The sequence below is a fragment of the Nitrospirillum viridazoti CBAmc genome (assembly GCF_000730165.1).
Taxonomy (GTDB): domain Bacteria; phylum Pseudomonadota; class Alphaproteobacteria; order Azospirillales; family Azospirillaceae; genus Nitrospirillum; species Nitrospirillum viridazoti.
On sequence record NZ_CP022110.1, the window covers coordinates 2477860 to 2500370 of the forward strand.

General features: G+C 64.9%; 36 protein-coding genes. 16 read left to right on the top strand and 20 right to left on the bottom strand.

Annotation, left to right across the window (positions count from 1 at the left end; translation table 11 throughout):
* Positions 1 to 28: 28 nt before the first annotated feature.
* Positions 29 to 520: a signal peptidase II gene (lspA, locus tag Y958_RS11390; protein ID WP_145619902.1), complete on the bottom strand. Its 492-nt coding sequence runs from the start codon at positions 518 to 520 to the stop codon at positions 29 to 31.
* Positions 517 to 1347: a helix-turn-helix transcriptional regulator gene (locus Y958_RS32785; RefSeq protein ID WP_088872069.1), complete on the bottom strand. Its 831-nt coding sequence runs from the start codon at positions 1345 to 1347 to the stop codon at positions 517 to 519. Before Y958_RS32785 ends, lspA begins: the two co-directional genes overlap by 4 nt.
* Before the next feature lie 92 nt (positions 1348 to 1439).
* On the opposite strand from Y958_RS32785, the gene Y958_RS11400 reads away from it, so the two are divergent.
* From Y958_RS11400 to Y958_RS11420, 5 genes are all read left to right on the top strand, one after another.
* Positions 1440 to 2114 carry a glutathione S-transferase family protein gene (locus Y958_RS11400; RefSeq protein WP_088872070.1) on the top strand — a complete coding sequence of 225 codons (675 nt, stop codon included), beginning with the start codon at positions 1440 to 1442 and terminating at the stop codon, positions 2112 to 2114.
* Positions 2115 to 2199: 85 nt separating this feature from the next.
* On the top strand, positions 2200 to 3510 hold the full coding sequence (locus tag Y958_RS11405; RefSeq protein ID WP_244909272.1) for a M24 family metallopeptidase: 1311 nt from the start codon (positions 2200 to 2202) through the stop codon (positions 3508 to 3510).
* Between the two features lie 128 nt (positions 3511 to 3638).
* A complete protein-coding gene (locus Y958_RS11410) occupies positions 3639 to 3947 on the top strand; it encodes a hypothetical protein (RefSeq protein WP_211098487.1) in 309 nt (102 codons plus the stop codon).
* A 3-nt stretch (positions 3948 to 3950) separates the two neighbouring features.
* Positions 3951 to 4223, top strand: coding sequence for a zinc ribbon domain-containing protein (locus tag Y958_RS11415; RefSeq protein WP_040848349.1), 273 nt, complete (start codon positions 3951 to 3953; stop codon positions 4221 to 4223).
* 224 nt (positions 4224 to 4447) lie between these two features.
* A complete protein-coding gene (locus tag Y958_RS11420) occupies positions 4448 to 5539 on the top strand; it encodes an Acg family FMN-binding oxidoreductase (RefSeq protein WP_088872072.1) in 1092 nt (363 codons plus the stop codon).
* Positions 5540 to 5602: 63 nt separating this feature from the next.
* Here Y958_RS11420 and Y958_RS11425 read toward each other — a convergent pair whose 3' ends face one another.
* Entirely contained in the window at positions 5603 to 6463 is an 861-nt protein-coding gene (locus tag Y958_RS11425) for a LysR family transcriptional regulator (protein WP_211098488.1), read from the bottom strand.
* A 117-nt stretch (positions 6464 to 6580) separates the two neighbouring features.
* Between Y958_RS11425 and Y958_RS11430 the strand changes: the two genes are divergently transcribed.
* The 4 genes from Y958_RS11430 (at position 6581) to Y958_RS31360 (ending at position 10216) form a co-directional block, all read left to right on the top strand.
* Positions 6581 to 7594 carry a zinc-binding dehydrogenase gene (locus tag Y958_RS11430; RefSeq protein WP_088872073.1) on the top strand — a complete coding sequence of 338 codons (1014 nt, stop codon included), beginning with the start codon at positions 6581 to 6583 and terminating at the stop codon, positions 7592 to 7594.
* A 217-nt stretch (positions 7595 to 7811) separates the two neighbouring features.
* Complete coding sequence (locus tag Y958_RS11435) at positions 7812 to 8444, top strand: class I SAM-dependent methyltransferase (protein ID WP_088872074.1); 633 nt, start codon at positions 7812 to 7814, stop codon at positions 8442 to 8444.
* A 260-nt stretch (positions 8445 to 8704) separates the two neighbouring features.
* Positions 8705 to 9394, top strand: a complete 690-nt coding sequence (locus Y958_RS11440) for a hypothetical protein (RefSeq protein ID WP_145727868.1) — start codon at positions 8705 to 8707, stop codon at positions 9392 to 9394.
* A 384-nt stretch (positions 9395 to 9778) separates the two neighbouring features.
* On the top strand, positions 9779 to 10216 hold the full coding sequence (locus tag Y958_RS31360) for a hypothetical protein (RefSeq protein WP_145727869.1): 438 nt from the start codon (positions 9779 to 9781) through the stop codon (positions 10214 to 10216).
* Positions 10217 to 10570: 354 nt separating this feature from the next.
* On the opposite strand, the gene Y958_RS11445 is transcribed toward Y958_RS31360, so the two are convergent.
* From Y958_RS11445 to Y958_RS31955, 14 genes are all read right to left on the bottom strand, one after another.
* Positions 10571 to 10768 (bottom strand): hypothetical protein, encoded by a 198-nt coding sequence (locus Y958_RS11445; RefSeq protein WP_088872076.1) that lies wholly within the window; start codon positions 10766 to 10768, stop codon positions 10571 to 10573.
* A 329-nt stretch (positions 10769 to 11097) separates the two neighbouring features.
* On the bottom strand, positions 11098 to 12042 hold the full coding sequence (locus tag Y958_RS11455) for a phosphoadenosine phosphosulfate reductase domain-containing protein (protein WP_088872077.1): 945 nt from the start codon (positions 12040 to 12042) through the stop codon (positions 11098 to 11100).
* Positions 12039 to 12509 (bottom strand): hypothetical protein, encoded by a 471-nt coding sequence (locus tag Y958_RS11460; RefSeq protein WP_145727870.1) that lies wholly within the window; start codon positions 12507 to 12509, stop codon positions 12039 to 12041. Before Y958_RS11460 ends, Y958_RS11455 begins: the two co-directional genes overlap by 4 nt.
* Before the next feature lie 2 nt (positions 12510 to 12511).
* Entirely contained in the window at positions 12512 to 12886 is a 375-nt protein-coding gene (locus Y958_RS11465) for a Ros/MucR family transcriptional regulator (RefSeq protein WP_088872079.1), read from the bottom strand.
* Positions 12883 to 13149 carry an acyl carrier protein gene (locus Y958_RS11470; protein WP_088872080.1) on the bottom strand — a complete coding sequence of 89 codons (267 nt, stop codon included), beginning with the start codon at positions 13147 to 13149 and terminating at the stop codon, positions 12883 to 12885. Before Y958_RS11470 ends, Y958_RS11465 begins: the two co-directional genes overlap by 4 nt.
* The gene (locus tag Y958_RS11475; protein ID WP_088872081.1) at positions 13146 to 13934 is read right to left on the bottom strand and encodes a hypothetical protein; all 789 of its coding nucleotides are present in this window, start codon (positions 13932 to 13934) and stop codon (positions 13146 to 13148) included. Before Y958_RS11475 ends, Y958_RS11470 begins: the two co-directional genes overlap by 4 nt.
* A 3-nt stretch (positions 13935 to 13937) precedes the next feature.
* Positions 13938 to 14195, bottom strand: coding sequence for a DUF6440 family protein (locus tag Y958_RS11480; protein WP_088872082.1), 258 nt, complete (start codon positions 14193 to 14195; stop codon positions 13938 to 13940).
* Complete coding sequence (locus Y958_RS11485; protein WP_088872083.1) at positions 14192 to 14761, bottom strand: hypothetical protein; 570 nt, start codon at positions 14759 to 14761, stop codon at positions 14192 to 14194. The genes Y958_RS11480 and Y958_RS11485 overlap by 4 nt, the downstream gene beginning before the upstream one ends.
* Positions 14758 to 14997 carry a helix-turn-helix domain-containing protein gene (locus tag Y958_RS11490; RefSeq protein WP_088872084.1) on the bottom strand — a complete coding sequence of 80 codons (240 nt, stop codon included), beginning with the start codon at positions 14995 to 14997 and terminating at the stop codon, positions 14758 to 14760. Before Y958_RS11490 ends, Y958_RS11485 begins: the two co-directional genes overlap by 4 nt.
* A gap of 4 nt (positions 14998 to 15001) precedes the next feature.
* The gene (locus tag Y958_RS11495) at positions 15002 to 15409 is read right to left on the bottom strand and encodes a helix-turn-helix domain-containing protein (protein WP_244909273.1); all 408 of its coding nucleotides are present in this window, start codon (positions 15407 to 15409) and stop codon (positions 15002 to 15004) included.
* Between the two features lie 90 nt (positions 15410 to 15499).
* Positions 15500 to 15817, bottom strand: coding sequence for a hypothetical protein (locus tag Y958_RS11500; protein WP_088872085.1), 318 nt, complete (start codon positions 15815 to 15817; stop codon positions 15500 to 15502).
* Entirely contained in the window at positions 15814 to 16416 is a 603-nt protein-coding gene (locus tag Y958_RS11505; protein WP_088872086.1) for a hypothetical protein, read from the bottom strand. Before Y958_RS11505 ends, Y958_RS11500 begins: the two co-directional genes overlap by 4 nt.
* A complete protein-coding gene (locus tag Y958_RS32790) occupies positions 16413 to 16544 on the bottom strand; it encodes a hypothetical protein (protein ID WP_276328576.1) in 132 nt (43 codons plus the stop codon). The genes Y958_RS11505 and Y958_RS32790 overlap by 4 nt, the downstream gene beginning before the upstream one ends.
* The gene (locus tag Y958_RS31955; protein ID WP_186291163.1) at positions 16541 to 16714 is read right to left on the bottom strand and encodes a hypothetical protein; all 174 of its coding nucleotides are present in this window, start codon (positions 16712 to 16714) and stop codon (positions 16541 to 16543) included. Before Y958_RS31955 ends, Y958_RS32790 begins: the two co-directional genes overlap by 4 nt.
* A 220-nt stretch (positions 16715 to 16934) precedes the next feature.
* Here Y958_RS31955 and Y958_RS11510 point away from each other — a divergent pair, with 220 nt between their 5' ends.
* A complete protein-coding gene (locus Y958_RS11510; protein ID WP_088872087.1) occupies positions 16935 to 17315 on the top strand; it encodes a helix-turn-helix transcriptional regulator in 381 nt (126 codons plus the stop codon).
* Positions 17316 to 17907: 592 nt separating this feature from the next.
* On the opposite strand, the gene Y958_RS11515 is transcribed toward Y958_RS11510, so the two are convergent.
* On the bottom strand, positions 17908 to 18558 hold the full coding sequence (locus tag Y958_RS11515; RefSeq protein WP_088872088.1) for a helix-turn-helix domain-containing protein: 651 nt from the start codon (positions 18556 to 18558) through the stop codon (positions 17908 to 17910).
* Positions 18559 to 18732: 174 nt separating this feature from the next.
* Here Y958_RS11515 and Y958_RS31365 point away from each other — a divergent pair, with 174 nt between their 5' ends.
* The 6 genes from Y958_RS31365 to Y958_RS11550 are packed head-to-tail and all read left to right on the top strand — an operon-like array spanning position 18733 to position 21647.
* Entirely contained in the window at positions 18733 to 18918 is a 186-nt protein-coding gene (locus tag Y958_RS31365; RefSeq protein ID WP_145727871.1) for a hypothetical protein, read from the top strand.
* 12 nt (positions 18919 to 18930) lie between these two features.
* A complete protein-coding gene (locus Y958_RS31370; RefSeq protein ID WP_145727872.1) occupies positions 18931 to 19914 on the top strand; it encodes a hypothetical protein in 984 nt (327 codons plus the stop codon).
* The gene (locus Y958_RS11535) at positions 19901 to 20614 is read left to right on the top strand and encodes a hypothetical protein (protein ID WP_088872092.1); all 714 of its coding nucleotides are present in this window, start codon (positions 19901 to 19903) and stop codon (positions 20612 to 20614) included. Before Y958_RS31370 ends, Y958_RS11535 begins: the two co-directional genes overlap by 14 nt.
* 6 nt (positions 20615 to 20620) lie before the next feature.
* Positions 20621 to 21100, top strand: a complete 480-nt coding sequence (locus Y958_RS11540) for a hypothetical protein (RefSeq protein WP_088872093.1) — start codon at positions 20621 to 20623, stop codon at positions 21098 to 21100.
* A complete protein-coding gene (locus Y958_RS11545; RefSeq protein WP_145727873.1) occupies positions 21097 to 21402 on the top strand; it encodes a hypothetical protein in 306 nt (101 codons plus the stop codon). The genes Y958_RS11540 and Y958_RS11545 overlap by 4 nt, the downstream gene beginning before the upstream one ends.
* On the top strand, positions 21402 to 21647 hold the full coding sequence (locus tag Y958_RS11550; protein ID WP_088872095.1) for a hypothetical protein: 246 nt from the start codon (positions 21402 to 21404) through the stop codon (positions 21645 to 21647). The genes Y958_RS11545 and Y958_RS11550 overlap by 1 nt, the downstream gene beginning before the upstream one ends.
* Positions 21648 to 21694: 47 nt before the next feature.
* Here the strand turns inward: Y958_RS11550 and Y958_RS11555 are convergent, their stop codons facing one another.
* Positions 21695 to 22021 (bottom strand): hypothetical protein, encoded by a 327-nt coding sequence (locus tag Y958_RS11555; protein WP_088872096.1) that lies wholly within the window; start codon positions 22019 to 22021, stop codon positions 21695 to 21697.
* Between the two features lie 156 nt (positions 22022 to 22177).
* Positions 22178 to 22498, bottom strand: a complete 321-nt coding sequence (locus Y958_RS11560; RefSeq protein ID WP_088872097.1) for a hypothetical protein — start codon at positions 22496 to 22498, stop codon at positions 22178 to 22180.
* Positions 22499 to 22511: the final 13 nt, after the last annotated feature.

Here is a 22511-nt window from a genome sequence, read left to right on the forward strand (position 1 = left end):
GGATGTCCAGAAAAGTTGCTGACAATAACTAAATTCGCCGCCCGCCCAGCAGGCCGCCGACCACGAACAGGCCCACGCCCACCATCAGGCCCACATCGGCCACGTTGAAGATGCCGGTACGCAGGGATCCGATGCCGAGATTCAGGAAATCGAACACGGTGCCGCCCTGGACCAGCCGGTCCAGCAGGTTGCCCAGGCCCCCGCCCAGAAAGCTGCCGGCACCCAGCAGTTCCATGCGGCTGAGGGATTTCGCCCGCAGGCTCCACGCCAGCAGGGCGGCCAGGACCAGCGCCACGCCCACGGTGAAGACCAGGCCCCGGGCATGGTCGTCCAGCCCGGCGCCGATGCTCAGGAAGGCGCCGGGGTTGTTGACCGGCGTCACCAGGATGGCGCCGTTCAGCGCCGTTAGATCCACCCCCGGGGTGAGCACCTGCTTCAGCCAGGCCTTGGTCGCCTGGTCCGCCACGAACCACGCGAGCGCCGACGGCACCAGCCAGCGCAATCGATCCTGAACACTCATTCTTGACTATCCCCGCTGTCGTTCTTTCGGGCGCAGGCCTCGCGATAGGCGGAGGGTGACTGGCCGATGACCTGTTTGAAATCCTGGGTGAAGTGGGCGTGGTCGAAATAGCCCAGATCCTGGGCCAACGTGGTCAAATCCACCGCCTCGCCCTGGCCCAGGCGGTGCGCCGCCTCATGCAGGCGGGCGCGGCGGATAACCCATTTGGGCGTCATACCCACCAGGTCGGCGAACAGCCGCTGCAGCGCGCGCACGCCCAGGCCGCAGCGGGCGACCAGGTCGTCCACCCGCAGGATGTCGCGATCGGCCTCCACCAGCGCCACCAGCCGGTTGATCTCCACCACCGTCGCCGGCACATCCATCAACCTCTGGCGCACCAGCGGCTCGGCCACCGCCACCATGCCGGCGTCATCCTCGGCGGCCAGCACCGCCGCCTCCGCCCCCTCCGCCGCCGTGCCGAACACGGCCGCCAGGTCCAAGGTGCGGTCGACCAGGGTGGTCAGCGGCGCGCCCAGCAGGGCGCGGAAACCGGCGGGACGGAAGCGGATGCCCAGCACGCGGCCGGCGCCCTGCAGCTCGTAGGCGAAGATGCCGTGCATGGGGCCGTAGATGGCGGTGCGCCCCCGCTCGAACACCAGGTTCACGGCAGGATAGGGCAAGGTGCGCTGGATATAGGGCGGCTGGCCCGTCAGGTCCCAGGCCACCACCCAGTAATGCTCCACCACCGCCGCCAGATCCTCCGCCGGCAAATAGCGGCCCAGGCGGAAGCGCTGCGCCGCCGCCCCGGGCGCCAGCACGCCCTTGGGCGCCGCCGTCACCGGGCGCACGGGCTTTTCCTATCCTGGTCGCGTTTTTCCAAGCCCACGAAATCCCCCAAGCCTATCGTCCCGCCTGACCCCCGTTCCCGTGGAGAGCCGCCATGAAACTCTATTCCCTGGCCCTGTCGCCCTTCGCCGCGCGCGTCCGCGCCGCCATCTATGCCAAGGACCTGGCCGTCGACATCCTAACCCCGCCCGAGGACTGGCGCACCTCCCCCGCCTTCCGGGCATTGAACCCCATGGTGCGGGTGCCCGTGCTGGTGCTGGACGATGGCCGGTCCATCCCGGAATCGGCAGTGATCGTGGAGTATCTGGAGGACGCCTTCCCCGCTGTCCCCCTGCACCCCGCCGACCCGGTGGACCATGCCCGCGTGCGCCTGCTGACCGCGGTGGCCGACAACTACGTGATGCGCGAGACCTTTCCCCTGTTCGCCCTGTTCGACAGCAAGACGCCGGACGAGGACGCCATCCAGGCGCAGCTGGCGAAGCTGGACAGTGGCATCGGCCTGCTGAACGGCTTGCTGGCCGAGGATGCGGCGCGTGGCCCCTTCGCCTTTGGCGGCCGGGTCAGCACCGCCGACGCCTGGCTGGTTCCGGTGCGCTATACGCTGGAGGGCCTGATGCGCTTCTCCGGCCGCACCCATCTGCTGGACCGCCACGCGGCGGTCGCGGGTTACGCCCAGTCCTTGCGCGAAAGTCCGGCCCTGGCCCGGGTGTGGGATGAGATGGAGGAAGGGTTGCGCCAATACATGAGCCAGCGCGCGGCGACTGCATAAGGTATCCAAACCATCGCATCCATCGGGAAAGACGGGGAAAAGGCGGTGACGCTGTGGTAGGACGGATGCTGGGTCGCCGGCCTTGATGTGGCCGGCCAAAAACATCCGGGACAGCTTCACCATGGTCAGCCGCCGCCTTTTCCTCGCCGCCGCGTCCACGCTTCCTCTCTCCGCCGCCCCCCTCACGGCCCGGGCCGCCGCCCCGTCCAGCACCGACGACCTCGCCGCCCTGACATCGCTGACTATGGGCGCCCAGCCCATCACGGTGGAGGAACGGCGGGCCCGCATCGCCAAGTTGCAGGACCTGATGGCCCGCCAGGGCATCGGCGCCTTCCTGGTGGAATCGGGTAGCAGCCTGGACTATTTCACCGGTATCCGCTGGCACCGCTCCGAACGCACCACCGCCGCCCTGATTCCCGCCAAGGGCCAGGTCATCGTGGTGACGCCGGCGTTCGAGGAGCCCTCGGTGCGCGAGACCCTGCAGGTGGGCGGCGACGTCCGCGCCTGGGATGAGCACGAAAGCCCCTTCCAGCGCCTGTCCCAGGCCCTGAAGGATATCGGCGCGGCCCCGGGGGGCGTCCCGGCGGGCAAGGTGGCGGTGGAACCCACCACCCGCTTCTTCATCATCGACGGCATCCGCCAGGTGACCAGGGATTACGACCTGGTGTCCGGCGACGGTCTGGTGCGGGCCTGCCGCATGCACAAGTCACCGGCCGAGCTGGCCCTGATGCAGGTGGCCAACGAGGTGACGCTGGCCGCCCTGCGCTACGCCCACGCCCATGTGCGGCCGGGCATGCGCGCCGCCGACATTGCCGCCCTGGTGGACACCGCCACGGCGGCCCTGGGCGGCCGGCCGGAATTCTCCCTGGTGCTGCTGAACGAGGCCAGCGCCTACCCCCACGGCTCGATCCAGCCGGAGGTGGTGAAGGACGGTTCCACCGTGTTGCTGGACGTGGGCTGCGCCGTGCACGGCTATCAGTCCGACATCTCCCGCACCTGGGTCTTCGGCACCCCCAGCGCCCGCCAGCGCAAGGTGTGGGACACGGTGAAGCGCGGGCAGGAGATCGCGCTGGAAACCGCCAAGCTGGGCATTCCCGTGGGTGACATCGACAAGGCGGTGCGCCGCTATTACGAGGGCGAAGGCTGGGGCCCCGGCTATCGCCTGCCCGGCCTGTCGCACCGCACCGGCCACGGCATCGGCCTGGACGGCCACGAGTCCCCCTACCTGGTGCTGAGCGACACCACCCCGCTGGAGCCCGGCATGTGCTTCTCCGACGAGCCCGGGCTTTACATCCCCGGCGAATTCGGCATCCGGCTGGAGGATTGCTGGCACATGACGGAGACGGGGCCGAAGCTGTTCACCCCGCTGGCGGCCTCCCTCGACCAGCCGGTGTAAGTTTCGCCGAAAACGACTCCTAGACCCCAGCGATACCCTTAATACGGGAGTTGACTCTCCGTTCCGGTAATGTTCCCATCGACGTGGACACACCTGGAATGGGGCGGGGGATGAGTAGAAGGAATGGGGTGATCATCGGCGGGGCCGCGCTTGTGGTGATCGCCATCGCGATTCTATATACCCGGATATCGATATTTGTCGTCCAGCCCATCGGCTCCCTTCCGGAGGGTAGGACCCTGGTCATATCCAGGCTGAATAAAATGAATTTCGTCGACAGTGCCGATGCCATGTGCGCCCGGATTCAAGGCGGGGTGAACCTGCTGTGCCGGGGCATGGTGCTGGGCACCATCGTCAAAAACTCAACCATTTATCTCCGGCTGCCCTACAGCGAATGGCTGTACGGAATTTCCACCGATGGTAAAAAATACGACAGGTGACGAATGCTTGGTCTTATAATTTTATGGATTCTTCTTGGATTTATTCCAGCCTTCATTGCCCGCAGCAAGGGGCGTTCCTTTTTTGCATGGTGGTTGTACGGCGCATTACTCTTCATCGTGGCGCTGATCCACGTACTCCTGATCAAGCCCGATATGGCGGAAGTCGAAAGACGGCAATTGGAAGAGGGTATGAAGAAATGTCGGCATTGTGCCGAGATCATCAAGGCCGATGCCAACGTTTGCCGCTACTGCGGGCGCGATCCGGCAGCGGCCTAGCGGCGGAAATGGGGCCGCTCCGCCCTTGGGAAGGGTGACCGGCGGCTGCGGCCTCCTTGGCGTCACCGCCGATCACCCTTCCCTCGCCCTGGCGGGAGCGCGGCGCGGAAAGTGGCGACGACCTTAAAACGGGGGACACGCCAGCCCGATTGAGGGGAATCAAGCCGCCGACATCCCCTGCCCGCTAAGATCGCGCTAGCGATCTGGCGGAGGAGAAGTGGGACATGGACAGACGCGGCCTGCTTATTGGCGGCAGCGCCCTGGCTTTGGCTAGTGCCGGCACGGTCGCCTGGCACCGGTCCACGGGATCGATGGCCGACTATGACCGGTACGCAACGGCCTTGCGCGCGCCGTTGGACACAAGCCCTTCGCTTCCCGGGCTGATCCGTTATGCCACGCTGGCGGCCAACGGCCACAACACCCAGCCCTGGTGCTTCGTCCTGCAAGAAAGGACGATCCGGCTGTATCCTGACGAAAGCCGGCGCACGCCCGTGGTCGACCCCGACGACCATCACCTCTATGTCAGCCTGGGCTGCGCCATGGAAAACCTGGCCATTGCCGCCCGGGCGATAGGCCAGCCGGGTGAAGTCGCCATCGACGACGGCGACGCCATCGCCTTCCGGTTCGGGGATGGGCCGACGGCGGCCGATCCCCTGTTCGCGGCCATCCCCCGGCGGCAGTCGACCCGCAGTGTCTATGACGGCCGCCCCATCCCGCCGGCCGACCTCACCGCCCTGGAACAGGCGGCGGCGGAGCCCGGTGTGCGCCTGATCCTGCTGACCGATCGGCACCGCATCAGCCAGATGCGCGACCTGGTGCTGGCCGGCAACAATGCGCAATGGGACGACCAGGCCTTCATGACCGAGCTGCAGCACTGGATCCGGTTCAACCCCCGGGACGCCATGCGCTACGGAGACGGGCTGTTCGCGGCCGCCAGCGGCAGCCCCAACCTGCCGGCCGCCCTGGGCGCGCCGGCTTTCTCCCTCGTGACCACCGCCAGAGGGGAACGCGACCGGTACGCCCGCCAGATGGTCTCGACCCCGGCGGTGGCCGTCTTCGTGGGTGACACCGCGGACCGGGCGCACTGGATGAAGGTCGGCCGCGCCTGCCAGCGCCTGATGCTGACGGCCACGGCCCGTGGCCTGAAGCACGCCTTCGTCAACCAGCCGGTCGAAGTCACCGCCCTGCGTCCGTTCCTGGCGGCGCTGATCGGCGAACCGGACAAGCGCCCCGACCTGGTCCTGCGCCTGGGCTATGGGCCGACCCTGCCCTATGCGCCAAGGCGGCCGGTCGAGACGGTGGTGGCTGCCGGTTAAACCGTTGGAAATCGGGGACGAGGCAAGTTCGGTCGTCAGATAATATAAACCCTTCTCTCATTTTCACATTGGAACGCTCATCTCCTGCGCAATGCAGCGCAACGCGGCGCGCACCGGGGCGGATGCCGTCATATCGCTGTGCACCACCAGCCACATGTCGCGCGACAGGACGGGCGGGCCGGACACGACGGCCAGGCGCGGGTCGTCCGCCGCCATGAAGTCGGGCAGCAACGCCACACCCATGCCGCTGGCGGCCGCCGCCTGCTGAATCTCCACCGTATTGCCGTGGAAGACCGTGGGCCGGCCGGCCGCCAACCCTTCCAGCACCTGCTGCTGCGGGGACTGGTCCAAGGGCGCGGCGCTGCCGATGAAGACCCAATCGGCGGGCGCTGTGGCCGCCAGGTAGGCGGGCGTGGCGTAAAAGTGAAAGGGCAAGGGCGCCAACTTGCGCGCCGTGAGGTCACCCTCCATCGGCCGGCTCATGCGCACGGCGATGTCGGCCTCCCGCCGCTCCAGCGAGGCGCTGCGCACCTCCCCCAGCAGGGTCAGGGTCAGAGCTGGGTGGCGCCGGCGCAAGGTGGCCAGCACGGGCGCCAGCACCAGCACGGCCAGGGCCGGCGGGGCGCTGATGGTGATGGTGCCCGCGATGTCGGACCGGGCGCCGTCGGCCAGGCGGCGCACCGCCCGGGCATCACGGGCCATGCGGTCCGCCACGGCGGCGATGCGCTCCCCCTCCGCCGTGAGGGCCAGGCGGCGGCCGCGCCGGTCCACCAGCTTGAGGCCCAGTGCCTGTTCCAAGGCCGCCACCCGCCGGGCCACGGTGGCATGCTCCACCCCCAGCGCGCGGGCCGCTGCCGACAGGGTGCCGCCCGTGGCCAAGGCCGCGAAATGGCGCAGATCCTCCCAGTCCATGGCCCAGTCCATGGCGCCACCTTCCGTTAATTTCCGCGCATATATTGGCAAAACTTCGGGAATTTTCTCACCAGGAATAGGGCGCGACAATCGCGGTCATCGTCACACCGGCTTTGAAGGAGGCCAGACATGAGCCGCCCCCATACACATTCTCCAGACCAGCATGGCACCGATCCCAGGGATATCGTGATCACCGTGGCCGCCCCGGGCGGCATCGACCAATTGCGCGTGACGCCGCGCGGTCCCCAGGCGCCGGGGGCGGGCGAGGTGCGCCTGCGCCACCAGGCCATCGGCGTCAACTTCGTCGACACCTATCACCGCCGGGGCCTCTACCCCCTGGCCGGCGGCGTGCCGGGGGTGGAGGGCGTAGGCGTCATTGAGGCGCTGGGCAAAGGTGTCGCCGGCCTGGCCGTGGGCCAGCGCGTGGCCTATGCCGGGACCGCCGGCGGCTATGCCAGCACCCGTCTGCTGCCGGCCGACCGCGCCCTGCCCCTGCCCGACGCCGTGTCCAGCCGGGATGCCGCCGCGTCGCTGCTGCGCGGATTGACGACGCAGATGCTGCTGACCGCGACCCATGCCGTGGGGGCCGATACCGTGCTGCTGGTCTCCGCCGCCGCCGGCGGCCTGGGCATCATGGTCACGCGCTGGGCCCGGCAACTGGGCGCCCGGGTCATCGGCACCACCAGCACCGCGGAGAAGGCGGCGCTGGCCCGCCACCACGGCGCCGATGCCGTCATCATCGGCCGCGACGCCGATGTGGCGGCGGAGGTCGCGTCGCTGACCGGCGGCCGGGGCGTGGATTACGCCATAGACGGCGTGGGCGGCGACGCGCTGCCCAGGTTCATCGCCGCCACGCGGGCAGGCGGCACGGTGGCCAGCATCGGCCAGGCCGGCGGCCCGGTCCCGGTGGAGGTGGCGGATGGTTTGGCCCGCGACCGTGGCGTCACCTTCACCCGCCCCAGCATCCTGGCCCGCCTGGCCGACATCGGCATCTACCATGTGGCTGCCACCGAGGTGTTGGCCCAGTTGGCGCGCGGCCTGACCGCCGACATCGGCGGCAACTATCCGTTGGCCGAGGCGGCACAGGCCCACGCTGCGCTGGAGGCCGGCCGCACGACGGGGGCCTTGCTGCTGCTGCCGTGATGCCCGGGGCGGTTAATCGCTCCTCTGCTGATCGACTCCTGCCCGGATGGCCCGTCCCCTCGGGGGCGGGCCATAACCCACCAGCCGGTTGCTAAACCACGAGCCTCTCTATAGATTTTAAAAAATAGCGGGACTGAAGCCCCCTTTTGGCCGCCCGATAAACTCATTTCTTCTTTCAGTTTTCCGCACCGCAAGCCAAACAAAGGGAAGTCGTATAATGGATCCGCAGTGGATGACGCTGTCAAATACGTTCAAGAAATATAATCTTGGCTGCGGCACCATGCTATACCGCGGATTCCTTAATATAGGATACTGGCCCAATTTACAGAATGGCGGCGTGTACCAAAATCTCAACAACACCGATGGTACATTCATGATGAACCACGATCTGAGGGAAGGAATACCTGCCCTCGATGGTTCACTTGACCTGATTTACCACAGCCATTTTCTGGAGCACATCAGCTATACCGACGGCATCACTTTCCTGAAGGAATGCTATGCGAAGCTGGCCGACGGCGGAAAGATGCGCATCCTGGTCCCCGACCTGGAGAAGTGGGCCAAGGCCTACCTCAACAACGATCGCTTCTTTCTTGAGGAATACGTGAAGGAAGCGCTCGACCCCGCTCTATACGTGACCAACGCCGCCATCTTCATGGGCATGCTGCACAATCACGACCACAGGTGCGGCTATGACTTCGACACCCTGAAATGGGTGCTGGAGCACGTGGGCTTCACTCACGTCAAGAAGACGCTCTACGCCAGCAGCGAGTACGTGGAGAACATCTTCGAGATCGAGCCACAGCAGCCGGTGCGCATCATGGAAAGCCTGTGCGTCGAGTGCCGGAAATAAACCGGCCCGGCAGACTCCCCGGCGACGCCGAGGGGACAAGGCCCCCGGTCCGGGCACAGGGCATCATTTAAGACATTGAAACGCTTAGGGGAAATGGCGGAGAGGGTGTCCTATTTTATTTATTATAGATTAATTGGTTAGACTATATTTTCTGCCCAGCCCATCACTTCGCGCCGAATTGGTGCGATGCGGGGTGACGCGTTACAATGTGCGACTCATTGGGGCGTTGGTTTTGAGGGGGCTGGGTAATGAGGCTGGGGGTGATCGTTGATGTCCCGCGCCATTTGCTGCACGCGACTGGTCCTGCGATCAGGAAAAGGTGGAAAGGAGCTCTCGGCTGGGTTTTGGCGCTCGCGTTGTTGCTGCTGGTTCTGGCTTCCTTGGCGGGCTTCAACTGGATTGATGGCCACCAGGGGACCTTCCAGTTTCTTGCGGCGCTTATCGCCGCCGCAATCGCGGTGAGGACATTCCAAAAGACTGTAGAGGGTGCGCGTATGCAAGCTAGCGCTGCCATTGCCGCAGCGGAAGCACAGGCCAAAGCGGCGCTGGACTTGGAGGTGGCGCGCCAGGCTTCACAGCGAGAAGCGATCCGGGTTGCGTTGGGAGCGGAGCTAACCGAATACAAAAGACGACTGGTCACTGCGCGGCGCTATATTGAGGCACATAGCAGCGTAATAAACTATCAAGCAGTAATAGCCAAGGTTCCTAGGTCGATTAATGTAAAATTTAACGTATATAGAGAAAATCTCGGAAATATCGGGCTGCTGGACCCAATTGATGCCAAAAATGTTGTACGCGCATACATTCTACTCGAAGAGATCGCGCCACTGATAAATGAAACGGTCGATGGATGGGAAAATAGCTCTCCGGTTATTTATGAACACATATATATTGAAGAAGAAATAGCTATAATAATTGCCTTGATTGACGCATTTCTCAACAACGAATGAGCGTCAGACAGAAACCATCAATCCACCGCAGTCACCATTGCGCCATGTGCAGGACAATTCGGTGGCCCCGTCGCCGACACCCACTTCTGAGCAACCCTAGCCGTGTAGCCGCAAGCGAGCTATTCGAAGGCGGGCGCCAATTGCACGGCCAGTTGTTCCAGCCAAGTTTCGTGGTTTATGATTGATGCCTGTGCCGTTTAAACGGATCGGGGCGCAGAAAGGGGTGTGACGCCTGGGGCTGGCCCTTCCCGCTTCACAGGCTCTCACGTAGGCGCTGAAGGAAGGCGTCCGGTGGCGGCGATCCGCGGCATCGCACCTAGACGCCTCTCCTCCATACGCCTATATTCGGTTGCGTCAGATCATCAGAGTGGGCTTATGTCGAGCATGGCTCAGTCTTCATCCAACACTGTTTTATCGCTGGCGCGCCAAAAATTTCTCTCAGGCGTGGTAATAGCTGGGATTCCGATTGGACTTCAAATTGGAACTGCCGGCCTAATTTGGTCCGATCCCGCTTCATTTCCCAAATCAGATCAAGCATATTGCCATTTATCATTTTGGTTTTTGCAGATAATACTACTATGCGTCGCTGTATGTGGAAATACGTTGGTGAATTTCAGCCTCAGATCGCGACCAAATTCTGTAAATATCACTATGGTACACGGCATGCAATTTTGGCTATTTATAATGATGCTGCCGGTTATTGCTTCGATGCTCAACTCTGACGTTCGGGCAATTTGGATTTTAATCATAGCGGTTGGGGCGGCAGCGGCCCTCTTCCTCTCTTATAAGATTGAGATTGAACTTGCCCTGGCGGGTGGCTGAAATGAAAATTATACGGGTAATTTTGCTGTTAAATATCTTATTGCAGATGATAGAAACAATAACTCCAAGAATTATACCAGACTTTCTTGAGAATTTATCATTTTATTCTCATAACAGCATAGTCATATTTGGAATAATTACTGTCTTTGTGGTGGCGATTAGTGACATGAGCTTAGAAGCGAGGAAGATATCAAAACTGTTAATGAGAAAAGGCGAGAATAGTATACTCGTTGGTGCATTCTCGATGGTAGACCGACTGATTGTTTCGTTAACACGCACTTCGCGTCGTTAGTTCATCTCTCAATGATGCGGCGTGGGTGCAGATCCATTAACGTATCTGCACCCACAATTACTTCAAACGCTCTCGTGCAAACGCTTAAGGAAGGTATCTGGCGGTGTCGTGATTAACCGCTTAGCGCCAACCTTCACTGAAGCTACCGCATTTTCGTTCACGAGCTGCTGGGTCTTGGTAGCGCCGAGGCCGACAGCCGCGCGCCACTCGCGCATGCTCCAGGCCAGTTTCGTGGGGGTGGCGGAGGTCTTGGTGCTCATATTGTCCTCGTTGCGTTACTGCCTTGGGTCGATGACGCGGGCCAAGTGCTTGGCGTAGACGGCATTAGCCTGCCAGTAGGCGGCTATGATTCCTTTTCGGGCCTTCCAGGCCTCTTCCGCCCTCGTGCGCGCCTGGACAGCCAGGTCGCGCAACAGGGCGCCGAGTACGCGGCGCTCTGACCTGGACAAGTCCAGGATTTGTCGGGCGGCGGGGAGCGCCAGAACGGGGTTCCTGACTTCCCGCCTGGCGCTACGCCCCCAGGCACCGCCGCCTGGTGGCTGGTGGGTAATCGTCTCCCCGATAAGGTCGGTGGCGACCGGTGCGCCGCTCATTCGCACAGCCCATATGTGCTGGAGCACGACGGCGGCGCAGCGAACTTCAGCAGGTCGAACTGACGGCCGCCGAATGCCGTGCGGGACCACGCCACCATTGCGTCGATGTTGCAGTGGCGGAAGGCGTGTTCAGCGTCGTGCCCTTCCCCGTCAGCGTGGTGCAGCAGGGTGGAAAACCCCCGTTTGCTCGCCATGCCAACCAGCCGTTCCCACTCACGGATTTTGTCGATGTGATGTGGGTGGCGGCGGGAGGCGTTGTTGATCCCGTCCTTGCACTCATTGATGCAGAGGTAGCAGCCGACCCGAGAATGCCCCTGACTATAGAGCGGGTTCAGTTGGACACCCCGGCTGAGAACGAAATCAACCGTCTGTTGTGCGGACCAGTCCACGATGGGGCGTTCAATCCACCAGCCTTCGGCGGCGCGCTCCCTCTCTGCCGCGTCCCTGCGGGCGTCACTTTCATCGCGGCGGACGCCCTGCCAGCTTTCCACGATCAGGCCCGCCGCCAAGAGGTCGAGCAAATACTTGTCCAGCGGCCGGCGCTTTAGTTCCTGAGTGCAGAACTGTGCCTTGCGGGACGGGAACCTCCCTTTCCATAGGCACAGGTCCAAGAAGGGGATGCCCGTGGGATGGAGAATGGAAAGGGCGCGCTCAACCACCTCGGCCGGGACGCCCTTGTTGGGCCATTGCTCCGCCACGTAGACCCGCTTTCGGGCGATGTCCGCGCTAAAGTCCGCCCGCACGGTGTCGATGCTGATATTCAACCGGCGCGGTAGGTAGTCCTGCACGTACTCCAAGGTTAGTTCGTGTTCGTTGCCCGTGTCCGCGAACACGAAGCGGCAACGGTCATGGCCATACCGGTCGAGGGCCAGCAGCGCGGTCGCGGTGCTGTCCTTACCGCCGGACACGGACACGATGGCGAGTGATGTGGTCGGGCTCATGCGGCTCCCCCGGGTGCCTTCGCCAACTCGCTCATGAAGTGCCGGACCAAGGCGGCGGCCACCCGGAATTCGCGGGTGACGGTGCCGTGGCCGCCGGCCACGGACCGGCTGATGTCGTGCCCGGTTTGCGACAGCATCGCGTCGTCGTGGGTAAGACGGCCGCCGGGGGTTTCGCCGACGGTGACAAGATCGTCCAGCCACGCCGCCAGCATCGCCAAGTGGTTCGGCTGATAGGTGGTGCCGGGCTGGAGTATGGCCACTTTGCCCTGCCGAATGTTCGTTGCGACGACGTTGGAACTGAGCAGCCGGGACAGCAGCGCTTGCTTCTGGTGCAGCTGGGCAATGAGGGACAGAAGCACGGCGTCTTCTTCGGTCAGGTTGGCATCGGCCAGCGACAGGATGAGCGTCTTCACGGCTGATGCCGCCGCCGGCGCGGCGTTGGGCTGGCCCTGGGGGCTGAACGTCATGGTCATTTCCCCCGCCGCGCCGGGCGCGCGCCCAAGCCCGCGCGCCTGGCCAGGGTGGAGCGGGTAGCGGAGTAGGCCGGGGCGGTCACGGGGTAGTTGTCGGGCAGGCCCCAGCGGGTTCGGTACTGATCCGGCGTCAGGCCGTGGGCGGCGGCCAGGTGGCCTTTGAGCATCTGCATGCGGCGCCCGCACTCCAGGCACACAATGTCTTCCGGGGTCACTGACTTGCGGATAGCGATGGCGGGCACAGGCCCGGCCAGCGGCGTGGGCGCCGTGGGCGCGGCCTCCGCCGTGCGGGCGTGCAGCGCGCGGTGGATGTCGCGGATCAGGGCCGGCAGGGCGGTGGCGCTGACCGGCAGGGCGAGTTGCGCGCTCATGCGGCGGTTCCTTGCGTGGCGGGCAGGCAGCGAGCGATGTAGTCGGCCAGGTCCTGCACGGTGGTGAAGTTGGTCCCGGTGATGGCGCCATCCGGGATGGGAAGGTTGAATTCGTCCTCCAGCAGCATGGTGATCTCGATCTCATCGAGGCTGTCGGCATGAAGGTCATCAGCGATGACGGTGGTGGGCCTCACCTCCCTGGCGTCGATGCCGAAGTGGGTCGCCAGGCCGCGCCGGATACGGTCGATGGTGGTGTCGGTCATGCCGCCACCTCATCCGCCGGCGTGGTGGCGGGGGCCGGTAGCCAGTCCGGGATAGCCGGCGTGGCGTTCTGGTCGGGCGTGCCGCGCATGCCCATGAGGGCGCCGATGAAGTTGGGGTAGTAGGGCACGCGCAGGATGGCGATGCTGGCGTCCGGCGGCGTTCGGGTGGTGGCGGGGTAGTGGTGGATCATCAGGCCGAAGCCCGAGGTCCAGGCGTTGGGCGCGTCGGTGATGCGCCGGAAGTCCGCCAGCTTCGCGGGGTTCAGCTGGATCGGCTGGGGCGACGTGGCCGCGTCCGGGGTGGGGAATAGCTTGCGCCAGTCGGGCGCCTTCTTCGCCGTGACGATGGCGACGCCTTCTTCCTCTGTGGCGCACGCCAGGACGCCCCGGTGGTCTTCATCCTCGCTGCAATGCGTCACCATGGCGATGGCGGGCGGCTGGTTGCCCTCCCGGACGGTGATGATCAGCTTGTCCGGAACCATCCACGCCGGTGCCGACGGCGTGTAGACGGAGCCTTCGTCGAACAGTTCCGGCAGGGGCATGGTGGCGCAGTTGTCGATGATGTAGCGCGGCAGGCGGACCGACAGTGGCGCGGCGCAGATGGCGTCCGCGTCATGGAACATGCCCATGCTGTGCGCGTTACCCGCCACGATAAGGGCACCCTTCGCCGGATGCGGCTCGATGTAGAAGGCGGTCAGGTCATAGTCGGGCCGGGGGTTTGTCTCCGCCAGCAGCGGCGCCAGCATGTGGATGTACCGGGGGGTGAGGATGGTGTGGGTGCTCATGGATCACCAATGGGTGTCGGGGGTGGCCGGGACGTCGGGGTGCTGGTGCTGTGGGCTGTGACAGCCCATCGGCCGGCCGTTGCCGTCGAGGCGGGGTGTCACCGCCAGGGCGCCGCCGCTGACCCTTTCCAGGTACTGACAGCCGGTTTCGACGTCGGTCAGCACCCGGGCCCAGCGTCCGGGGCCCGGGGTGTCGGCGGCGGCCTGGGGCTCACATCCGCTCAGCAGGGCCATGGCGGCGAGCGCGATGAAGGCCTTCATGCCCCACCCCCGGCGGGCTGGACGGCGGGGTGGAATTCCCCTCGGCTGTAGACCATGGGCACGCTCTTGTTGGACCAGCACCACAGGTCCACCTCCGCACCGCGCTCACCGTTGGCGGCAAGCTCGAATTCCTCCGGGTACTCCTGCACCAAGGTGGTGGGGTCCTCGCAGAGGGAGTCGGGATCGTTCGTCAGGCACACCAGGGTGACGGCGCCCGGCACAGTCGGCACCTGTTCGCCATGGCTGGCGAGGGTCCATCGGCCGTCGCCGGCGACCAGGAGGGTGTCCGCGCCGAAGGAGTGGGTCCAACTGAACTTCACCACCATGCCATCGGTCAGGATGGTGATGGCGGATGGGTCTTCGTCGGCCAGGCGCAGAAGGGCGCTGGGCAGGCCTTCGGGCGTATCCAGGTCGCCGTCCAGATCGTTGGGGATCAGTGCGCACCGGCCGTCCGGCAGTTGCACGATCCAGTCGGACGGTTGCCGAAGCGGGTCGGGGATCGTCTCGTCCAGATAGTCGGAGGGAAGCCACCGGACGTCGACGCCGGCGGGGGGCATGGCGCTCATGGGCGCGGTTCCTTTTTGGGCTTGGTGGGGCGGGGCTTCAAGACGAGGTCCATGTCCAGCGCCTCCGCCCACTTCACGAAGCGGGGTAGTTCCGGGAAGGTGTGGCCGCCTTCGATTAGCGACATGGCGGCCCGGGTTATGCCGATGCGTCGCGCCACCTCGGCCTGCGACAAGCCCAGCACTTCGCGGCGGGCGCGCAGCTGGGCCATCAGGCGAAGAAGGGCGACGGCGGCCATGGGATCAGGCGGCCAGGTCGGTGGCGGTGCTGGTCACGGCGTTGGCGGAACGCAGCAGGGCCTTGCCGGCGTCCAGCATGTAGTCTTGCAGGTTGGGCGGCAGCTGGTTGTAGACGCGGGCAATCTCCAGCGATCCGCGGAACCGGTCGAAGCCGTCAGAGGGCGGCGTCGCCGTGTCAAAGCCATCCATGAAAAACGACACCGGGACGTCTAGGACGCGGGACAACTGCCACAGCATCGACGCGGAAACGCGGTTGGCGCCCTTCTCGTATTTCTGCACCTGTTGGAAGGCGACGCCGATGGCCTCGCCCATCTTTTCCTGGGACATGCCCATGAGGGTCCGGCGGATGCGGATGCGGCTGCCGATGTGCTGATCAAGGGCCAGGCTGGCCAGTTTCGTCTTACGGGTCACGGTGTCCTCTACGTTGAAAAAAGGGTGAGTTGGGGCGTTGGCGCCGAACGGTGTTCGGCGGCCTGGTGAAATCGGACGGTGGTGTTGGGGTCAGTCGCCGGCCAGCTTGGCGGCCTTCACGCGGTCGGCGGCGGCCTTGTTGGCGGCCCGCCGTTCCCTGTCCTCGCGTGCCATCTGGCGCAGCAGGCGCGACAGCATCGTGAGGGCGCTTCCGCGCCTGTTGGCGATCCAGTCATAGGCGGCGTCGAAGATGGCTAGGCCGCGTTCCTTCCGGCGGGCGTTCCACGACTTGCGGCAGAAGTCGGAACAAAAGTTCTGGTCATGCCGGACGCGGGTATAATCGCCGCCGCACTCCAGGCATTCCGCCGGCGGCGCCTCCGGGCCCCGGTTGTGGCCGCGCTGGGTCATGCCGCGCCCCGCGCCCTGGCGGCCTCCCGCGCGCGTGTCGCTTCGATTTCCTGAAGCTGGCGGAAGCGCAGTTCGAAGGCCTCAGCTGCCACGGCGGGGTGAACAGCCGGCGTCAACTTCAGGGTGGAGGGCGGCCCCAGGTCGCTCGGCGGTTCGCCGTGGTACAGGTCGCGGAATTCCGTTGCCAGGGCGGCGCCCTGCGCTTCGGCCATGATGCGCTGGTCATCAAGGCTAAGCGGCCAGTCCAGGCCGAAGCGCCGGCTGACGATGATGAGGAAGGGGGCGGCCAGAGCGTCGAACGGGTCGCTTCCGCCCGACCGGAAGGCCAGTTGCAGCACCGCCGCCCGCGTCGCCGGCGGGGTGTAGCCCAGGTAGGCGTCTGCGCAATGGGCCAGCATCGCAGGAAGGCGCAAGCGCTGCGGCACGATCCGCGATAGCAGGACGGACCGCTGTGCCGTGCACCATCCGTTGAAGGGCGGGCGGCTGACCTGCGACAGGGCGTTGGCGAGGTGCCGAAGCGTGGCGGGCGCGTCCGAAAGCACGGGCGTCAGGATGCTGACGGCACCGCCGAAGGCGGGGCGGGCGGTTGGGGCGATCACGGCAGTTTCTCCAGCAGGATGATTGCGGCCGGAGCGATCAGCGTCACGATGGCGCCCCAACCCATCGGGGACAGGAAGCGCAGCGCGACAGTGTGGCGCCGAAGCCGGCGGCGGAGGCGGTGGGTCATGGCTGGCCGCCGGCGTTGGTGAGGGTGGCGAGGATGGCCACCACCAGGCACAGCAGCGACTGAAGGACGGCCCATCCGCTGGCCAGGTCCCAAGCGTTCGAACGCTTTGTCCCTAAGCTGCCTCTCAGGTGTGTGGGCTTCATGCTGAGATCGGTTGTCTTCGCGCTCATTCTGATCTCCAAATGCGAGTGCGATGCCCCTCACAATTCCAATAACTGGAATTATGACGCAAGCGAAAAAAGCTCAATTTCCGGAATTTTTATCGCCCAGCGCGGGTAGGCGGCGGTGCCCACGGGGTGCCTTGGGGTTCCCGCTGGGCTCCTTGTCGCTTGATTTTTAATGAAATAATCCCAATAAGGATGTTACATCCTCATCAGGTCGTGGTCGGTGTTGGGCGCCGTCGCCATCATCGCGCGCATGGCACAGCATGGTCGCAACAACATCAAAATCGAACGGGAACGGCGCGGCTTGACGCAGGAGGCCTTGGCCGCCCTGACGCGCTGTGGGCCTTCGACCATTCAGAAGCTGGAGGCCGGTCGCATCCCGCTCACGCTGATCTGGATGCAGCGGATTGCCGCCGCGCTGGGCTGTACCGCCCGTGATCTAATCCCTGAAGAAGAGCCAACCGCCGTGCGTGTGGCGCGGCCCTACGCCGACAAGGCGCGTCTCATCGCAACTGTGCTTGAACATGGCGAACTGCGCGCCGCTCTGGAAATTGTGAAGGGCTTGGAAGTCGAATTGGCGGCGGCGCTGTCCGGGGCAGACCAGTAGGGCGAGGTGCCGTTTCGCTGCGCGTCGAGTCGGAGTCTGCGCACATGGCGGCAGCACAATGATCAACTTCCTGTTAACGCCAGTTAAACGACGGCGAGCCTTCCTAATAGGATTGCCAGTGTGGCGAGTGGTCGCGTCAAGTGTGGTTTGACGAATACGCCCGGTTGCCTACGGACGTAGTTTTCTAGCCTTTCGAGGTGTCTTTTCGCTAGCAGACCTCCCGATTGGGCATATACCGTTCGCGGTCTGCGCGGTGCCACGAATGCGCCGTAGCTGGACCGTAGGGCAGTGGAGCCGTGATGAGCGTTGAGGTTTTGTCGTTGAAGACGCAGATTGCCGCGAATCTTCTGGGCGCCGTCCAAGTAAAGATCGGCGAAGCGCTCTATTGCGCTCAGGTCGTCTCAAATTGCACTGAAACCATAGTTGGAGCCGAATGCTCCCATCTGTTTTTCCCTGATGGCGACGTGCGTACTATAGGTGCTTCAATTGCTGTAAGTGGGACTATTAAGATTTTGTACCGAGGGTGCAGTTACGTGCTGTCGGCGCTCCTCCTGGAAGCGTGCCCTTACGCCCTTGTGTTGGGCAGTAAGGCTCAGGCGTCCTTGGCCATATCTGCAAGTCGCAATCGGGCGGCAAGCAAATCTGCGTAGATCGCCGCCATGGCATAATGGCCCTTGCGGATAAGGTTCCCCATTTCCCGGTGCAGTTCTTGAAGGCCCGTGCTTTCGCTGACGGGTAGAACTGGCATGCCAAATACATGGGCCTGCGTGGCGCCCTCGGGGGCCTGGCCAGTATCTTCACCGTCCCCAAGTAACAGCCAGGCTGCCGATACATTTAACTTCGGGGCGAATCGCTGCGCCAACTCAGTATCAATGGTGCTGCGGCCAGCTTCATAGTGCGCATATGTTGTGTAAGGCATGCCAATGACGTGCGCGAATTGCTTCGCGGTGTTGTACAGCCTAGCGCGCGCGGTCTTTAGCCTGCTCGCCGGCTCAGCCTTTGCAGCATCGAGATTGTCCTGGGTCATGGCGACCATCTTATGCATGTCGACGCCATCGGCAACGATCTTGAATTCCGATTTTAAGAATTGTCTTGACATAGAAATTCCATTTAACGAGATTTTCCAGCCATGAATATCTCGGCTGAAATCTCCGCTGCTTTCACGGCGCGCCTGACGCTCACTGTCGCTGACGGTGCGCGCCTGGGCGGCGGCGATGGTGGGGCGCGCACGATGTCGGACCATTCTTCGATATCGATGCGCGCCCCGATGACTTCCCCTGGCGCCCCGCCAATTGGCGTCGCCCCATCTTCCCCCACTTTTTCCGGCGGCATCCTAGATGTGCGCGATGCGGGAGTCGAGGCGGGTCTGATCGCCATTTGCGGGCGTGCCGCTTGCGCTGTCCGGCCTGTGGCTGTCGTGCCTCGTGCGCGCCGCGTCGGCTATCGCCTGCGCGCGCAACACCAGCTGGGCCATGGGGTCGGCGGGCATCTGCCGCGCCAGGTCAGCGAGTTGGTCAATCATCAGTTCGTCGTCATCAGGCAGGGTGCGGAAGCGGCCAGCACCCTGGCGGAACAGGGAATGGCCGCACCCCAACGCTACTAAGAGGCGTGCGCCATGCATACGCGCCCGAACTATCAGGCCAGCCCCGGCGGCCTATCACTGGCCGAAGCGGGTGACCGTGCCGCGCGATATGTGCGCGGTCTGTGGCCCCGGGATACCGCCAAGCACCTCCAGCGCGAGTTGGGCATTAGCTCGGCCGGCGCCAACCGCATGATCGCCGGGCGGATGTCCAAGGACATGCTGGTCGCCGCCATCAGCGCGTGGGGTTGGCCCTTCATTGAATTCGTCTATGCCCCCGACGGTCGTGTTGACCGCGCGGGCATGGACTTCGCCTTGAACGCCGTTGCCGCCCAGGCGGAGGCGCTTGCTTCTGAATTGTCGGAGATGTCCCGTGCCCACCGTCCCTACCCCGCTGCGCACTCCCGAGGAACTGGAGCGCGAGGCGGATACCTTCCAGATGAATTTGACGCGGATGTCTGCCCAGATGACGGCGGAGATCAGGCGGGGCATGGACCTGCTGGCGCAGATGCGCGCGGCGGCGGACAGGGCGCGGCAGGCATCTTCAGCATCGCTCACGCCGCCGGCCGGGCTCTTGAACTGAACGAAGCGTTGCCGCTGGAGGGCGATGCGCTCGACCCCCGGCACGCCCTGGTGCTGGACGCCCACCGCCAGTCCGGCGGGCGCATCAGCCCCGAACTGTTCGGGATGCTGGACGATCTGGGCGTCAACGGCCTGACCAGCATCTATGACCCGTCCGTCCGCGTCGTCAGCATCGGCGGCGGCATCGACTTCTGGGACCAATCGCGCCGCCAGGGTGTGGCGGGTCAGTCCCTGATGGCCCTGCCTGGACCCCGCGACTATCTGGCGGCGGCACACAACGCCCTGACCGATGCAGCGGGCGGTCCGCAGCACCACCGCATGCGGGTGGTGGCGGATGGCAACGTCGCCGTCTTCAGGCGCCTCGCCTTGGACTTCCCCGGCTCGGCCCTGCGGCTGGGCATCACCGTCGTGGAAAGCATTGAACATGCATCACTATGACGCCCAGGCGGTGCAGCGTGCGGCCGTGGCGGCTGTCGCGGCTGCCAATCTGACTGTCGTGGTCGACAGCGACTTCGACGTGCTGGCGGCCTACAACAAGGCGGCGCCACCGTCCTGGTACCCCATCATCCCGCTGTATGATCCCGAGCTTGATCCGCCGGACCCGGGCACCGCCCTGGTGGTGCGCGCGGTGGATGCGACGGGCGAGACGCGGGCCTGCATCGCCGCCCGCCTGCGCCATGTGCCCAACGGGCTGGGTGTGGCCATGGCCGACGGGACGTTCATGTTTGGCGCCAGCCCACCCCGGGAGTGTCAAGTGATGCTTGACGCTGATGGGCTGGGCGGGATCGCGGGTTTCGTGGCCATCCCCGGCGGGATGTACGTGCACCCGGACGTTCGGCACCGCGACTTGGCCTATCATCTCTACACCGTCCTGGCGGCGGAGATGTATGGCCGGTGGCACCCGGATTGGGTGGTTGGCTTCGTGGCGCCCAAGCGCACCGTCATGCTGGGGTACGACGTGTACCGGATGCGGACGGCCCTGGGGTACATGACCGTGACGGACCCCCGGTGGCCCTACGGCGACGGGGCGAAGTTCGTCATCCTGGCGTGTAGCTTGGCCGACCTGCGCCGCCGCTATCTGCGCGTTGCGCCCGGGGTGGTGGATGAGCTTCCCGCGCTCGCCGTGGCGGCGGAGTGACGCGCCATGCCGGACGCCCTGATGCCGGCGGCGCTGCGGCAGCCGGACGGCCTGCGCAAGCGGGTGCTGGATGCTATCGTCGCCTCTATCGCGGCCGGTGACCGGTCGCCCCGGAACCTTGTGTTGGCCCAGGCGGCTTTCTGCGCCGAAACCACGGTCACCGAGGCCCTGCGCCGGCTGCGCAAGGCCCGGTTCCTGATCATCCATTACGATTGGGTCGACAGGCGCCAGGTCCGCACCTTTTATCTGCCCGGTGAGGGGGTGGAGGACACCGGCACTGTGGCGCGGCCTTCCATCCGCCGCGCGATCCTGCGCCACCGGGTGGAGGCGTCCCGCTTACCGGCCAGCCTGGGGTGTCAGTACCTGTTGGGCGAGCCGCGCGACCGCGAGTTCTGCGGCCAGCCCCGTCAGGGGCATAGCCCCTACTGCCCCGACCATCACGCCCGGTGCTATGTGCCGGCCCCGCCGCTGGACAAACTGCTGTGAGGGTGCCCGCGCCGGAAGACCGGTTGATCGCCGCCGCGTGCCTGCACCTGGCGGGCGGGCGGCCCCAGCGGTTTCAGGAAGCCATTGATGCCGTGCCCCAGGGCCTGGGGCCGCTGGTGGACGACGTCCTGTCGGCGGCCCGGGCGGTGCTGGCGGACGACACGCGGGAAACCCGCGCCCGCCTGCGCAAGACGGTGGATGCCCTGTCGGAAGTGCTGGTCTGGCGGCGGGACATCGGGCGCCAGGCCCGAAAAGACAAGCTGCGGCACTTCACCGGGGCCGCCAAGCGGAGGAAGCGTTGATGTCGCGTGGTCCCCGTCCCCCTCGTTCCAACCTGGCGTTCGCCGCCAGCAGCCGCAGGCCCGTGGATGAGGTGAAGCGCGCCGGCTGGCGCGAAACCGGCACCCTGGCCGTCTCGGTGCATGACGCGCGCCTGAACGACTTCGAGCGCCAGTTCCTGGTGAATGTCGGGGTGAAGCTGTATGGCGCGTCACCGGCGGTGAAGCGTTCGAACGCTTCATCCCCGGACGACTTGGCGGGCGTGTGATGGCCCGAGCCGCTGGCATGGAAGTGTTCGAACGCTTCCGGGGCGCGTCAGCCGCACCGCGCGCCTGCAGGAAGCCAAAACCATATCTGGTTCCAAGCCAGGTGGTGGTGCGCGAGCGACGTCAGCCAGCCAACCAGCGGCGCAAAGAGGGCCATACCCATCCCGTTAGGGATGTCCAGAAAAAGGGTGGCGTATACCAAGGTGGGCAGGACGCCGAACAGGATGGCGGCGTGTTGGGGCTGGCCATAGGTGACCTGGGCCGAGCAGTGTTCACAGGCGGATGCGCCATAGGCCGACACCCCACCGCACCAGGGGCACAGGATATTGTCGGGTCGAACATAGCCCGGCTTCCGGTAGGCTGGTTCCATAAACATGGCGGCTGGTCCCTATGCGCTGTGTGGCTGCTGGGGACAGCAAAGCACCGTGTTCGGCCCTCCCGCCAGCCGCATTATCGTCAGCCGCGTGCACGAAAACGTCATCCCGCCGGCGACAGGGAAGCCGAAGCGTTCGAACGCTTCGAGGTTGCGGCGCTATTTGACAGGGATGAAGCGCACGCGGTCGATGGTCAGGTAGAGGTGGGCGGTTGCGACGACGAAGCCACTGGCTGCCACCAAGCCGGCCGCTACGTAGCATGCAATTTCATTGTGGAGGTTGATGCAGGACGTCTGGTGCAGCAGGAAGGTCAGGGCCGCAGCCCCTATCCAGCCGACCTTGAAGCACGTCATCGCTTCCTCATCGGACTGCCCATATTCGACGGGGGCGCGGCAGCCTCGGCAGAAACGTACGCCATAGCGGGATGTGGTCAGGCAGTTGGTGCAGTTGATCCAGCGGGAAAAGGGCGCGGTGCTCATGGGCGGGCGATCC